This is a genomic window from Serratia sp. LS-1 (assembly GCF_003719595.1).
GTDB classification, from domain to species: Bacteria; Pseudomonadota; Gammaproteobacteria; order Enterobacterales; family Enterobacteriaceae; genus Serratia; species Serratia ureilytica.
Map to the genome: position 1 here is coordinate 2,648,404 of NZ_CP033504.1, position 12,439 is coordinate 2,660,842.

At 64.5% G+C, this 12,439-nt stretch carries 12 protein-coding genes, 1 tRNA gene and 1 riboswitch; of the genes, 8 read left to right on the forward strand and 5 right to left on the reverse strand.

Annotated elements, in window-relative coordinates; all coding sequences use genetic code 11:
• Window positions 1-5 precede the first annotated feature (5 nt).
• On the reverse strand, window positions 6-1,028 hold the full coding sequence (locus EDY99_RS12745) for an LLM class flavin-dependent oxidoreductase (protein ID WP_123061797.1): 1,023 nt from the start codon (window positions 1,026-1,028) through the stop codon (window positions 6-8).
• A 149-nt stretch (window positions 1,029-1,177) separates the two neighbouring features.
• Window positions 1,178-1,280: riboswitch (TPP riboswitch) on the forward strand.
• Window positions 1,281-1,342: 62 nt separating this feature from the next.
• Between EDY99_RS12745 and EDY99_RS12750 the strand changes: the two genes are divergently transcribed.
• The 4 genes from EDY99_RS12750 to EDY99_RS12765 are packed head-to-tail and all read left to right on the forward strand — an operon-like array spanning window position 1,343 to window position 4,498.
• Entirely contained in the window at window positions 1,343-2,026 is a 684-nt protein-coding gene (locus EDY99_RS12750; RefSeq protein ID WP_069100809.1) for a TenA family protein, read from the forward strand.
• Window positions 2,023-2,763: an ABC transporter ATP-binding protein gene (locus EDY99_RS12755; RefSeq protein ID WP_033651821.1), complete on the forward strand. Its 741-nt coding sequence runs from the start codon at window positions 2,023-2,025 to the stop codon at window positions 2,761-2,763. Before EDY99_RS12750 ends, EDY99_RS12755 begins: the two co-directional genes overlap by 4 nt.
• Entirely contained in the window at window positions 2,760-3,527 is a 768-nt protein-coding gene (locus EDY99_RS12760; RefSeq protein WP_069100808.1) for an ABC transporter permease, read from the forward strand. Before EDY99_RS12755 ends, EDY99_RS12760 begins: the two co-directional genes overlap by 4 nt.
• A 35-nt stretch (window positions 3,528-3,562) precedes the next feature.
• Window positions 3,563-4,498 (forward strand): ABC transporter substrate-binding protein, encoded by a 936-nt coding sequence (locus EDY99_RS12765; RefSeq protein ID WP_033643682.1) that lies wholly within the window; start codon window positions 3,563-3,565, stop codon window positions 4,496-4,498.
• Here EDY99_RS12765 and EDY99_RS12770 read toward each other — a convergent pair whose 3' ends face one another.
• Window positions 4,499-5,239: a transporter substrate-binding domain-containing protein gene (locus EDY99_RS12770; RefSeq protein WP_033643683.1), complete on the reverse strand. Its 741-nt coding sequence runs from the start codon at window positions 5,237-5,239 to the stop codon at window positions 4,499-4,501.
• A gap of 285 nt (window positions 5,240-5,524) precedes the next feature.
• Here EDY99_RS12770 and opgB point away from each other — a divergent pair, with 285 nt between their 5' ends.
• Window positions 5,525-7,828, forward strand: coding sequence for a phosphatidylglycerol--membrane-oligosaccharide glycerophosphotransferase (opgB, locus tag EDY99_RS12775; protein ID WP_123061798.1), 2,304 nt, complete (start codon window positions 5,525-5,527; stop codon window positions 7,826-7,828).
• Between the two features lie 137 nt (window positions 7,829-7,965).
• Window positions 7,966-9,429, forward strand: coding sequence for an AMP nucleosidase (locus tag EDY99_RS12780; RefSeq protein WP_123061799.1), 1,464 nt, complete (start codon window positions 7,966-7,968; stop codon window positions 9,427-9,429).
• Window positions 9,430-9,465: 36 nt separating this feature from the next.
• Here EDY99_RS12780 and nac read toward each other — a convergent pair whose 3' ends face one another.
• Entirely contained in the window at window positions 9,466-10,389 is a 924-nt protein-coding gene (gene nac, locus EDY99_RS12785; RefSeq protein ID WP_033643686.1) for a nitrogen assimilation transcriptional regulator NAC, read from the reverse strand.
• 328 nt (window positions 10,390-10,717) lie between these two features.
• Here nac and EDY99_RS12790 point away from each other — a divergent pair.
• Window positions 10,718-10,793 (forward strand) — tRNA-Asn (locus EDY99_RS12790).
• A gap of 57 nt (window positions 10,794-10,850) precedes the next feature.
• On the opposite strand, the gene EDY99_RS12795 is transcribed toward EDY99_RS12790, so the two are convergent.
• Window positions 10,851-11,291 carry a DMT family transporter gene (locus EDY99_RS12795; protein WP_033643687.1) on the reverse strand — a complete coding sequence of 147 codons (441 nt, stop codon included), beginning with the start codon at window positions 11,289-11,291 and terminating at the stop codon, window positions 10,851-10,853.
• 17 nt (window positions 11,292-11,308) lie between these two features.
• Window positions 11,309-11,827 (reverse strand): GNAT family N-acetyltransferase, encoded by a 519-nt coding sequence (locus tag EDY99_RS12800; RefSeq protein WP_033643688.1) that lies wholly within the window; start codon window positions 11,825-11,827, stop codon window positions 11,309-11,311.
• A 38-nt stretch (window positions 11,828-11,865) separates the two neighbouring features.
• Between EDY99_RS12800 and EDY99_RS12805 the strand changes: the two genes are divergently transcribed.
• The gene (locus EDY99_RS12805) at window positions 11,866-12,435 is read left to right on the forward strand and encodes an XRE family transcriptional regulator (protein WP_033643689.1); all 570 of its coding nucleotides are present in this window, start codon (window positions 11,866-11,868) and stop codon (window positions 12,433-12,435) included.
• Window positions 12,436-12,439 lie beyond the last annotated feature (4 nt).

Consider the following 12,439-nt stretch of genomic DNA (forward strand, 5'->3'; position numbering starts at 1 on the left):
TCCGTTTAGCGCCAGCCGAGCGCCGGCGCGACATGGGTTAAAATCGATTCGATGACGTGCGCATTGTAATCCACGCCCAGCTGATTAGGCACGGTCAGCAGCAACGTATCCGCTTCGGCGATGGCCTCGTCCTGCGCCAGCTGTTCGATCAGCGCGTCCGGCTCGGCGGCATAGCTGCGGCCGAAGATCGCCCGGGTCTGCGCGTCGATATATCCGAGCTGATCGCCCTCCTTGCCACCGCCGCCGAAGTAGTTGCGATCCCGCTGATCCACCAGCGCGAAGATGCTGCGGCTCACGGAAACCCGCGGCTCATGCGCGTGGCCGGCCTCTTGCCAGGCGGCGCGGTAGGCGCGGATCTGCTTGGCCTGCTGGATGTGGAAGGGTTCGCCGGTCTCGTCGTTCTTGAGCGTCGAGCTTTGCAGGTGCATGCCGAGCTTCGCCGCCCAGACGGCGGTGGCGTTCGAACCGGCGCCCCACCAGATGCGATCGCGCAGCCCGGCGGAAAACGGCTCTGGCCGCAGCAGCCCGGGCGGATTCGGGAACATCGGCTGCGGATTGGGTTCGGCGAACCCTTCGCCGCGCAGCGCTTCCAGGAACACTTCGGTATGGCGGCGGGCCATGTCCGCGTCGGTCTCGCCGTCGGCCGGGGCATAGCCGAAATAGCGCCAGCCGTCGATCACCTGTTCCGGCGAGCCACGGCTGATGCCGAGCTGCAGCCGCCCGCCGGCGATCAGATCCGCCGCGCCAGCGTCTTCCACCATGTACAGCGGATTTTCATAACGCATGTCGATCACGCCGGTGCCGATCTCGATGCGTTGGGTTTTGGCGCCAATGGCGGCCAGCAGCGGGAACGGCGACCCCAGCTGGCGTGCGAAGTGGTGCACGCGAAAATAGGCGCCGTCCGCCCCCAGATCTTCGGCGGCGACCGCCAAATCGATGGACTGCAGCAGCGCATCCGCCGCGGAACGGGTACCGGACTGGGCGGAAGGCGTCCAGTGGCCAAACGAGAGAAAACCAATCTTTTTCATCGGGCATCGTCCTCAAAGGCAAAACATGGGCCTACAGTGACAAAAATCGCGCGCTTTGCGCCAGCAAAATCGCCCCCGATCGCACTAAACGAACCGATTGCCGCCGCGCCGCCCGGCGATTGTAATCAAAAAACAAATGTCGTATAACAGGCAGCTCCGAGGGGTGTCCTGTTACGGGCTGAGATGGCGCAAGCCGAACCCTTTGAACCTGATCTGGGTCATGCCAGCGAAGGGACGGTTAGGCAACCGCGCGATCACCCGTTGCCTGTTCATACCTCAGCGTGCCCGGATCTCCACTGACTCAAGGAGGTCCCATGTCCATCACCACCCTGTTCGAAAGCGGTCTTTACGGCCGGCTGCGCCAACAGGCCGGCAGCCACTGGCAAAATTACGTCGATCACCCGTTTCTGCAGCAGCTGGCCGCCGGCACCCTGCCTGAACGCGCTTTTCGCCGCTACCTGACGCAGGACTACCTGTTCCTGCTGCACTTCGCCCGCGCCTACGCGCTGCTGGTCAGCAAGCTGCGCACCCTGCCGGAGATGCGCGCCGCCACCGCCTCGCTCAACGGCATCGTCGCCGAACTGCCGCTGCACGTGGCCTACTGCGCCGAATGGGGGCTGAATGAAGCGCAGATCGCCGCCCAGCCGGAGGCGGCGGAAACCATGAACTACACTCGCTACGTGCTGGACATCGGCCATGCCGGCGACGCCCTCGATCTGCTGGCCGGCCTGCTGCCCTGCGTGGCCGGTTATGCCGAAATCGGCCTGCGGCTGCTGCACGATCCCGCCACCCAAATGGAGGGCAATCCTTACGCCTCCTGGATCCGCAACTACGGCGACGAGGGCTATCTGGCCGGCGTGCACGCCGCCATCGAACTGCTGGAAACCGTCGGCCACCAGCGCGGCGCACAAAGCCGCTTTACCGAGCTGGCGCAGATTTTCACCACCGCCACTCAGCTGGAAGCGGCATTTTGGCAAATGGGGCTGAACGCCTCATGACCTCCCCGCGCCTCCCGCCCGGCATCCAGGTGCGGGATCTCACTCTGCGCTTCGGTCAACAGACGATCTTTGAGCGGCTGAGCTTCGACATCGCCGGCGGCAGCTTCGTCTCCCTGCTCGGCGCCAGCGGCGCCGGCAAAACCAGCCTGCTGAAGATCATCGCCGGGCTGGCGCAGGCCAGCTCGGGCACGGTGAGCGGCAGCGACGGCCTGCCGATCGCCGGGCGCATCGCCTACATGGGGCAAAAAGACCTGCTCTATCCGTGGCTGAGCGTCGAAGACAATGTCGCCCTCGGCTCGCGGCTGCGCGGCGAAGCGCCGGATCGGGCGTGGACGGCGCACCTGCTCGAACGCGTAGGCCTGGCCGCGCATAGCCGCAGCCTGCCCGCCGCGCTGTCCGGCGGCATGCGCCAGCGCGCCGCCATCGCCCGCACGCTCTACGAACGCCAGCCAATCGTGCTGATGGACGAACCCTTTTCCGCGCTGGACGCCATTACCCGCGCCGAGATCCAGAGCCTGGCCGCCGAGCTGCTGGCGCAAAACACCGTGCTGCTGATCACCCACGATCCGATGGAGGCTTGCCGCCTGAGCCACCGGCTGCTGGTGCTGTCGCCTTGGCCGCTGGGCCTCGACGATACCCACCGCATCAGCGGGCAACCGCCGCGCGCGCCGGATGACGCCGACCTGCTGAAAAGCCAGGCCGAGCTGCTGCTGCAAATGGTGAGGGCAGCGCAATGAATATCGCCAAAGAGCGCGGCTTCACCCGTCTGCGGCGTGGGTTGACGGTCTTCATCGGCCTGCTGCTGCTGTGGTGGCTGGCGGCGCAAAGCGGCATTCCGGCCTTTCTGCTGCCCACGCCGGGCGCGGTGGCGCAGGCGCTGTGGGACGGACGCGGCTATCTCGCCTGGCACACGCTGGTCACGGCTTCGGAGATCGTCAGCGGTCTCGCGCTCGGCGTGCTGCTCGGCGCGGCGCTGGCGCTGTGCATGATCTTCTCGCCGCGCCTGCAGCGCTGGCTGATGCCGCTGGTGGTCACCAGCCAGGCGATACCGGTGTTCGCCCTGGCCCCATTGCTGGTGCTGTGGTTCGGCTTCGGCATGAGCGCCAAGGTGGCGATGGCGGTGCTGGTGATTTTCTTCCCGGTGGTGTCGGCCTTTTTCGACGGGCTGCGCCGGGTCAACAACGACTATCTCGATCTGGCGCGCACGATGCGCGCTTCGCGCTGGGCGCAGCTGCGGCACGTGCGGCTGATGGCGGCGCTGCCGGCCTTCGGCTCCGGCCTGCGCATGGCCGCCGCCGTCGCGCCGATCGGCGCCATCATCGGCGAATGGGTCGGCTCGGCCGAAGGTCTGGGCTACGTGATGCTGAACGCCAACGCGCGCATGCAGACCGACGTCTGCTTCGCCGCGCTGTTTATTTTGGTGCTGATGACCGTGCTGCTGTGGGCCGCGGTGGATGCGCTGCTGCGGCGCCTGATCGCCTGGGCGCCGGAAAACGACTGATGATTGCAATCATAACCAGGGATAAAGGAACGACCATGATCAAACAAACCCTCTGCGGGCTGCTGCTGGGCGCCGCCATCACCGGCCAGGCCGGCGCGGCCGAAAAGCTGACGCTGGTGCTCGACTGGTACATCAACCCCGATCACGCGCCGATTATGGTGGCCGAGCAGATCGGCGCCTTCAAGGCCGCAGGGCTGGACGTCAAGATCGTGCCGCCGTCCGATCCGGCGCTGCCGCCGCGGCTGGTGGCCGCCAAACAGGCCGACCTCGCCATCACCTATCAGCCGCAGCTGCATTTCTTCGCCGATCAGGGCCTGCCGCTGATGCGCGTCGGCACGCTGATCAACACGCCGTTGAATACGGTGATCGCGCTGGATAAAAGCATCACGTCGCCGGCGGATCTCAAGGGCAAAACGGTGGGTTACTCGGTCAGCGGCATCGAACAAGCGACGCTGGCCACCATGGTCGAACACGAACACCTCAAGCCGCAGGACATCAAGCTTATCAACGTCAACTTCCAGCTGACCAGCGCCCTGCTGGCGGGCCAGGTCGATGCGGTGATCGGCGGCTACCGCAACATCGAAGCGCTGGAGCTGAAGCTGCAGGGCAAGACGCCGGTGGTGTTCAACGTCGAAGATTACGGCGTGCCGGCCTACGACGAGCTAATCATCGTCGCCAACCGCGATGCGGTGAACGAGCCGAAAATCCGCAAGTTCCTCGCCGCGTTGAAGCAAGGCAGCGACTACCTGCATGCGCACCCGCAGGACACCTGGCTGGCGTTCGCCAAGGCGCACCCGGAGCTGAATACCGAGTTGAACAAACAGGCGTGGCAAGCCAGCCTGCCGCTGTTCGCCCGCGATCCGGCCAAGTTGGATCGCGCGCGCTACCAAGCTTACGAACAGTTCCTGTTCGACAACAAGCTGATCAAGAAAATCACCCCGGTGGAACAGTACGCGGTAGAGCTGAACTGATCACGCCGAGGCGGCCGGCGGCGCCACCGTCACCTCGCCCTGGCCACTGCGCTGCAAGGCCGCCTTCACCAGCCCGTTGGCCTTGCAGCGTTCGATAAACGCGTTCACGTAGGCGGCGCCCTGCGTTTTTTGCCTCGGCACCGCCATCGCCTGGCGAATGGCGGTGAAATGCCCATCCAGCACTCGGTAGCCGGGATGAGCGGCCGCGGCGGCCAGCAGCGGTTGACGCACGCCGGCCGCCGCCTCCAGCCCGCGTTCGAAAAACAGCGCGATCGCCTCGGCGGAAGTTGCCGCCCGCACCAGCTGCGCCTGCTGCAGCGTACGCGACAAAAACAGATCGTACGCAGCGCCCTGGCCGACCGCAATGCGCACCTCCGGCCTGTCGAGCTGCGCCACCTCAAAGTAAGGCGCGTCGTTCGCCACCAGGTAAGTCCCCTCAATGATCACGTAGGGTTCGCTGAAGGCAATTTGCGCCGCGCGCACCGGTTCGATGGCCATAAACGCCAGGTTCCAGGCGCCGCTGTCCAGGTCGGCGAACACCTTGCCGGCCGCGTCATAGGTCACCAGCTCCAGCGCCACGTCCAGTTCGCGAGCCAGCGCGGCAGCCAGCTCAACCGAAGCGCCTTGCGGTTTACCGCCGGGCCCGGCCTGCGCCAGCACCGGATTGCCGAGATTGATCGCCGCGCGCAACACGCCTTGCGGGGCCAGATCGTCGAGTACCGCGGCGGGAATCGTCTGCATACTTCCTCCTGAATGACTGATGGACGCGCCGTCGTGGCGCTCATTAAGCGTAGAGCGAAACCTCCGACCAGCAAGATTTCGCCGCCGCGGCCGCCGCCGACGTGATTAACGTCACACTATTGTCATAAAAATGTACAATAGCCGCCGACCGTCGGCCGGAGCGGGACATCGCGCGTTGTTCCGCCGCCGACAATAGGCTATACCCTTCACTTTTCGCGCTGCGGCACGGTCGGCGGCGCAGACCAGGGCAGCAACGTTTTTTTCCAATCAGACAAGGTTTGGCGGATGGTTCTCGCAGTCGTTTCGTTTGTTCTTTTTTTGGCGTCGATCTTGATTTATCGCACCCGGGCCGCCGCCAACCGCTGGTGGTTCGCCATTCTGCTAACGCTGCTCGGCAGCTATCTGGTGCTGAACGTCATTCTGATCGCCAGCAACTACTTCACCGGCGACGGCATCACCGATGCGGTGATCTACACCGTCACCAGCAGCCTCAAAGGCGCGGGCATCAGCAAATACGTGCTGCCGTTCATCGGCCTGCTGGCGGCGCTGGGGCTTATCTTCGCGGTGCTGGCCCGCAGCCTGCTGCGCCGCAAGGCCAAAGGCAGCAGCGTGGCCTACAGCCTCGTCGCCGTGCTGCTGGCGCTGTTCTCGGTCGGCACCACCCCGGCGTTTCAGGACATCTCGCTGCTGGTCAAGAGCCAGATCGTCGGCGATACCGCCGATTTCACCACCTACTACAAGGCGCCGAAAAAGACCGTGCAGGGCAAACGGCCGAATCTGGTGTACATCTATGCCGAGAGCCTGGAGCGCACCTACCTCGATACCGAGCTGTTTCCCGGCCTGGCCGACGAGCTGAACGCCCTGCGCGCAGACAGCATCGATTTCAGCAACACCCAGCAATTGCCGGGCACCGGTTACACCATCGCCGGCATGGTCGCCTCACAGTGCGGCATTCCGCTGTTCGCGCCCTTCGACGGCAACGCCTCCAGCGCGGTCTCCACCTTCTACCCGGAGAACGTCTGCCTGGGCGACGTGCTGAAGGCCGCCGGCTACAGCAACTCTTTCTATCAGGGCGCCGAGCTGGCGTTCGCCGGTAAAGACACCTTCCTGAAATCCCACGGCTTCGACCACGTTTACGGTTTCAAAGAGCTGCGCGATCAGGTCGCCGATCCGAGCTACAAAAACGACTGGGGCTGGTACGACGACAGCGTGCTGGACGTGGTGTACGGCAAGTTTGTCGAGCTGTCCAAACAGCGCCAGCCGTTCTCGCTGTTTACCCTGACCGTCGATACCCATCACCCGGACGGTTTTATCTCCGCCGGCTGCAGCAAGAAAAGCTACGCCTGGCAGAACAAGGAAAACCGCTCGCTGAGCGCGGTGGCCTGCAGCCAGCAACACATCGCCGCGCTGATCGACAAAATCAAACGCTCGCCCTATTTCAGCAACACCGTGATCGTGGTGTCCTCCGATCATCTGGCGATGAACAACACCGCCTACGACATCCTGACCAAACAGAAGCGCCGCAACCTGTTCTTTATCATCGACGGCACCCGGCCGCAGGCGGAGCAGCGCAACGAGAAACGCAGCACGCTGGATAACGGCGCCACGGTGCTGGACGTGATGGGCGGTGACAACTATATCGGCCTCGGCCGCAGCAGCCTGTCGGCGCCGTCGCTGTCTACGGTGTTCCTGAATATCGAAGAGAAAATCAACGGCTGGAAACCGGCGGTGATCAATCAGTGGGGCCTGCCGAACCGCATCAGCGACTACAGCGTGGACACGCGCCAGCGCAGCTTCAGCTTCTCCGGCGTCACCTACAAGGTGCCGTTCATCCTGCGGGTGGGCGACAACCGCATCGAACCGATGTTCAACGTCTACCTCTCCACCCCGCTGCGCAAGCAGCTGGCCGGGCTGGGGGCGGGGGAGAAATTCGTCTGGGTCGATAAATGCTACGAGATCGGCCGGGTCTGGGCGCCGCAGTTGGCGCTGAGCACTGACATCTGCGTGGCCTCCGGCACCCTCGCCTCGCCGCCGCAGATCGCGCAGGCCAGCGGCGAACGCTTCAACGGCAAGGTGAACTTCACCGGCCCGGCGGCGGACAGCGTCGCCGATTACCAAAACGCCGTCGCCCGCCTGCAGGTGGACGACGCGGCGGTGAAATACCGGGCGGACGCCATCGAGTTCATGCTGCCCGGCATGCCGGAACAGGTGAAGGCCATCACCGGCGTCTCCGTCGTCGAGGAATGGGGCCGCTGGTCCGACGCCAATCTGGCGCCGGCGGTCGACATCGATTACGTCGACCCGCTGCCGAAAAGCTTCGATCTGGTGCTGCGCGCCCGCGCCTACGGCAACAACGTCGGCGAACCGATTTCAGTGCGCGTCGGCGACGAAGAGCGCTTCGTGTCGCTCGGCGAACAGGACAGCACCGTCACCCTGCGCTTCGATAACCCGCGCGGCGCGCAGAAGATCAGCATTACCCCGCCGGCGCCGACCGAGCCGAAAGAGAACGCCAGCGGCGGCTTCACGCCGAAGAAGCTGGGCATCGGCCTGGTGTCGCTGAAGGTCGAAGCGGCAAGTCCCGCCTCCTGATCTCTCCGCCTTCACGGGCGCGGTAATTTCTTTGCCGCGCCCGTCATTTCGACCAAGCTTTTACGCCCTTCTTCGGCTAACCTGTGACGGTGAAACGCCGCCAATCCCGCCAGAGCCGGGACATCGAAGGAGAAAGTATGAGCTATGCCCCACCTCGCAGCGGCCTCAGCGCCGATCAGGCACTCGATCAACTGGAAGCCCTGTATGACGCCGCGGTAGACGCGCTGCGGCAGGCGGTCAGTGACTTTATCAGCCACGGCACCCTGCCGGATGCGCAAGCGCGCGCCGCCGGACTGTTCGTGTATCCCGAACTGCGCGTCAGCTGGGACGGGCAGCAATCCGGCCCGAGCAAAACCCGCGCCTTCGGCCGCTTTACCCATCCCGGCAGCTACAGCACCACCGTGACCCGGCCGCAGCTGTTCCGCCACTATCTGGCCGAACAGCTGGCGATGCTGGAACACGACTACGCCGCCCATATCGAAGTGGCGCCGTCGCAGCAGGAGATCCCGTTCCCTTATGTGATCGACGGCTCCAGCCTGGCGCTCGATCGCTCAATGAGCGCCGGTATCGCGCAGCATTTCCCCACCACCGAGCTGGCGCAGATCGGTGACGAGACCGCCGACGGCCTGTACCACACCACCGACAACCATTTCCCGCTGTCGCATTTCGATGCGCTGCGCGCGGATTTCTCGCTGGCGCGTCTGCGGCACTACACCGGCACCCCGGTGGAGCATTTCCAGCCGTTCGTGCTGTTCACCAACTACACCCGCTATGTGGACGAGTTCGTGCGCTGGGCCTGCGCGCAGATCGCCGATCCGGCCAGCCCGTACATCGCGCTCTCCAGCGCCGGCGGTACCTACATCACGCCGGAAACCAGCGCGCCCGAACAGGCGGTGTCCGATCTGGCGTGGAAAAACCACCAGATGCCGGCCTATCACCTGATCTCGCGCACCGGCCAGGGCATCACGCTGATCAACATCGGCGTCGGCCCGTCCAACGCCAAAACCATCTGCGATCACCTGGCGGTGCTGCGCCCGAGCGCCTGGCTGATGATCGGCCACTGCGGCGGCCTGCGCGAAAGCCAGAAGATCGGCGATTACGTGCTGGCCCACGCCTATCTGCGCGACGATCACGTGCTGGATGCGGTGCTGCCGCCGGATATCCCGATCCCGAGCATCGCCGAGGTGCAGCGCGCCCTGTACGACGCCACCAAGATGGTCAGCGGCATGCCCGGTGAAGAGGTCAAACAGCGTTTGCGCACCGGCACCGTGGTCACCACCGACGATCGCAACTGGGAGCTGCGTTACTCCGCTTCGGCGCGGCGCTTCAACCTCAGCCGCGCGGTGGCGGTCGACATGGAGAGCGCCACCATCGCCGCTCAGGGTTACCGCTTCCGGGTGCCGTACGGCACGCTGCTGTGCGTCTCCGACAAACCGCTGCACGGTGAAATAAAACTGCCGGGCCAGGCCAACCGCTTCTATGAAGGGGCAATCTCAGAACACCTGCAGATCGGCATCTGCGCCATCGATCTGTTGCGCGCCGAGGGCGATCGCCTGCACTCACGCAAGCTGCGCACCTTCAACGAACCGCCGTTCCGATAACGGTGCTCAGGCCCGCTGCGGCGGGCCGTTTTTTCCTCAACGCACCAGCGCCAGCGCGCGCTTCTCCTGGCTGCGGCCACCGGCGATCGACAGCAGCAGGTCTTTCACCAGCAGCGCCGGGGCGGACAGCGACTGTTGGCCCGACATGCACAGCGACAGCGGCACCGACATCGTCGGCGCATTGATGCGCGCCATCCAGGCCTTGGCCGGGCCGATCATCGCGCGCGCCACCGACTCCGGCAATACGGTCGCCCCCAACCCGCCGGCGATCGCGGCGCTCAGCGCACCCGAGGATTCAATCTCCCCCACCACGTTGACAGCCAGCTTGCGCAGCGCCATCGCCTCCTCCAGTTGGTTGCGCACCGCATCCCCCTCGCGCGGCAGGAACAGGTTCAGCCGCGCCACGTCCAGCAGCTCGACGCTGTTACCGGGATGCGGCACCGCGCGCGTCGCCACCAGATAGAGATCCTCCCGCATCAGCGCGACGGTGTGCAGACCGGCGGGCATTTTGGCGCCGTAGACCATCGCCATGTCCAGCGTCTGGTTGGCCACCTGTCCGGCCAGCGCCGCGCCGCTGTTTTCATGCAGGCTGAGCAAAATGCCCGGCTGCTGATCGCGCAGGGTTTGCAGCAGCGGCAGCGCCAGCTGCGCTGCGGTGCTCCCCGACGCCAACCCGAGAGACACCTGGCCGCTCATCGCCTGCCCGGCGCTGTTGACCGCGCTCTGCGCCTGCTCGCACTGGCGCAAAATGGTTTGCGCGTGGGCATACAGAATGTTGCCGGCCTCGGTCGGCTGCACCCCGCGCTTGGTGCGGATCAGCAGCTGTTGCTTCAGCTCCCCCTCCAGCGTCGCCAACTGCTGGCTGAGCGCCGGCTGGGCGATATGCAACACCTCCGCCGCCTGGGTCAGGCTGCCGACATCGACGATTTTCACGAAGTACTTCAGACGTCTGAGATTCATAGTGCCTCCAGCGAGCCGCTAAATTGAGAATGCCGAAATCCGGTCATGCAACCGCAGCAAGATCCAGGCCAGAGTCGTCAAAAGGCCAAAAACGGCGACAAATGGCCGTTTATCGGGCGAGGCGCGCCACAACGCAGGGCACGCGTTGCACCACCGGCAGGCAACGGCGCCGCCTCAGCGGGCAATCCGGCGGCGCTGCGCGTGAGGTAAGCGATAAAAGCGAGAAAAAGCAGCAGGTTGGGTAATCTTGCAGCAAACGCGCGCGCCGGGCGTTTTCGCGCTTTACAAGCCGCAACCGCCCCGCTATTATTCGCCCCGTTCACACGATTCCTCTGTAGTTCAGTCGGTAGAACGGCGGACTGTTAATCCGTATGTCACTGGTTCGAGTCCAGTCAGAGGAGCCATATTTAGAGAAGCCCGCTCAGGGAAACCCGAGCGGGCTTTTTGCCTTTCAGCCGCCGTCAAAAGCTGCGTTTCGCCACCAGATAGGCGCCCGCCACCAGCAGCAGAGCGCCGAACAGCGCCGGCAGATTCTCGCGCAGCGCCGCCGGGCCGGCGCGGTAGACGTCCACCAACAGCCCCATGCACAGCTGGCTGGCGACCAGGATCGAAATGGTGGCCGCCGCGCCCAGTTTTTGGTAGCCCAGGATGCCGGCGAACACGAACAGCGATCCCAGCAGCCCCGGCAACAGCATCCACCACCTGGCGGCGCCGGTCACTTCCGTCACCGCGCCGAGGCCGTTTTTGGCCAGCAGCAACCCTACCAGCAGCAACAAACCGACGCTGGAGTTGATCACCAGCGTGATAAGGATGGTCGAGACGCTTTCGGTGATGCGCACCATCAGCAGATTCTGCACCACCAGCCCCATCCCGGCCGCGATCAGCAGTAACAGCATATTCATCGCCCTGTCTCCCGGGATCAGCGCGCGGGCGGCGTCACCCGTTCGTCGAGCCTCAGTTGCAGGAACGTCAGATCCAACCATTGGCCGAATTTGGCGCCCACCTGTTCCATGCGCCCCACGTCGCGGAACCCCAGCGCCAGATGCAGCTTAATCGAGGCCTGATTGCCGGATTCGATGCCGGCCACCATCACATGTTTGCCGATTTCCCGCGCCCGTGCGATCAGCGCCAGCAGCAGCGCCTTGCCAATCCCTGCGCCGCGATGCGCCTGATGGACATACACCGAATGTTCCACGGTGTGGCGATAACCGTCCCAGGCGCGCCAGTCGCCGAACGACGCGTAGCCGATCGCCTCGTCCTCGGCGTTCACCGCCACCAGCACCGGGTAACCCGCCGCCTGCCGTTCGCCGATCCACGCCGCGCGGTTGGCCGCATCCACGGTTTGTTCATTCCAGATGGCGGTGCTGTTCAACACCGCGTCGTTATAGATAGCGGCAATCGCCGCGCTATCGTTGAACGTCGCATTTCGTATAATCATGGTTTACCCCGGCCAATTGTCCACTATAATACTACGATATGAATATTAAATTAGACAATCTAAATCAGCTGATCGGCGCACGCATTCGCATTGAACGCGAAGCGCGCCACTGGTCGCTGTCCGATTTGGCCGAACGGGCTGGCGTCTCACGGGCGATGGTTCATAAGATCGAACGCGGCGAGAGCAGCCCGACGGCGATGCTGTTGGGCAGACTGGCGGGCGCGTTCGGCCTCAGCATGTCCAAGCTGATCGCCCGAGCGGAAACGCAGGAAGGCCGGCTGCTGCGCCGGGAAGATCAGCCGGTCTGGGTCGATCCCGAGAGCGGTTACGTGCGGCGCCACGTGTCGCCCCGCACCGATTTGCCGCTCGATCTGGTGCGCATCGAACTGCCGGCCGGCGCGGCGATCCCGATGCCGGCTTCGGTGTACGCGTTCAAACGTCAGCTGATCTGGGTCTTATCCGGCGCACTGGTCTTTATCGAGGGTGACGCGCGCCATGAGATGGCCGAGGGAGACTGCCTGGAGCTCGGCCCGCCAGCGGACTGCCGATTTGAAAATCAGAGCGACCAACCGTGCGTGTATATGGTGGCAGTGCTGAGCGCCGCCTGACGGC

Excerpts from the sequence above, each read along its gene's own strand:
- EDY99_RS12745 (WP_123061797.1), bottom strand. The coding sequence starts at position 1,028 with ATGAAAAAGATTGGTTTTCTCTCGTTTGGCCACTGGACGCCTTCCGCC.
- EDY99_RS12750 (WP_069100809.1), top strand. The coding sequence starts at position 1,343 with ATGTCCATCACCACCCTGTTCGAAAGCGGTCTTTACGGCCGGCTGCGC.
- EDY99_RS12755 (WP_033651821.1), top strand. The coding sequence starts at position 2,023 with ATGACCTCCCCGCGCCTCCCGCCCGGCATCCAGGTGCGGGATCTCACT.
- EDY99_RS12760 (WP_069100808.1), top strand. The coding sequence starts at position 2,760 with ATGAATATCGCCAAAGAGCGCGGCTTCACCCGTCTGCGGCGTGGGTTG.
- EDY99_RS12765 (WP_033643682.1), top strand. The coding sequence starts at position 3,563 with ATGATCAAACAAACCCTCTGCGGGCTGCTGCTGGGCGCCGCCATCACC.
- EDY99_RS12770 (WP_033643683.1), bottom strand. The coding sequence starts at position 5,239 with ATGCAGACGATTCCCGCCGCGGTACTCGACGATCTGGCCCCGCAAGGC.
- opgB (WP_123061798.1), top strand. The coding sequence starts at position 5,525 with ATGGTTCTCGCAGTCGTTTCGTTTGTTCTTTTTTTGGCGTCGATCTTG.
- EDY99_RS12780 (WP_123061799.1), top strand. The coding sequence starts at position 7,966 with ATGAGCTATGCCCCACCTCGCAGCGGCCTCAGCGCCGATCAGGCACTC.
- nac (WP_033643686.1), bottom strand. The coding sequence starts at position 10,389 with ATGAATCTCAGACGTCTGAAGTACTTCGTGAAAATCGTCGATGTCGGC.
- EDY99_RS12795 (WP_033643687.1), bottom strand. The coding sequence starts at position 11,291 with ATGAATATGCTGTTACTGCTGATCGCGGCCGGGATGGGGCTGGTGGTG.
- EDY99_RS12800 (WP_033643688.1), bottom strand. The coding sequence starts at position 11,827 with ATGATTATACGAAATGCGACGTTCAACGATAGCGCGGCGATTGCCGCT.
- EDY99_RS12805 (WP_033643689.1), top strand. The coding sequence starts at position 11,866 with ATGAATATTAAATTAGACAATCTAAATCAGCTGATCGGCGCACGCATT.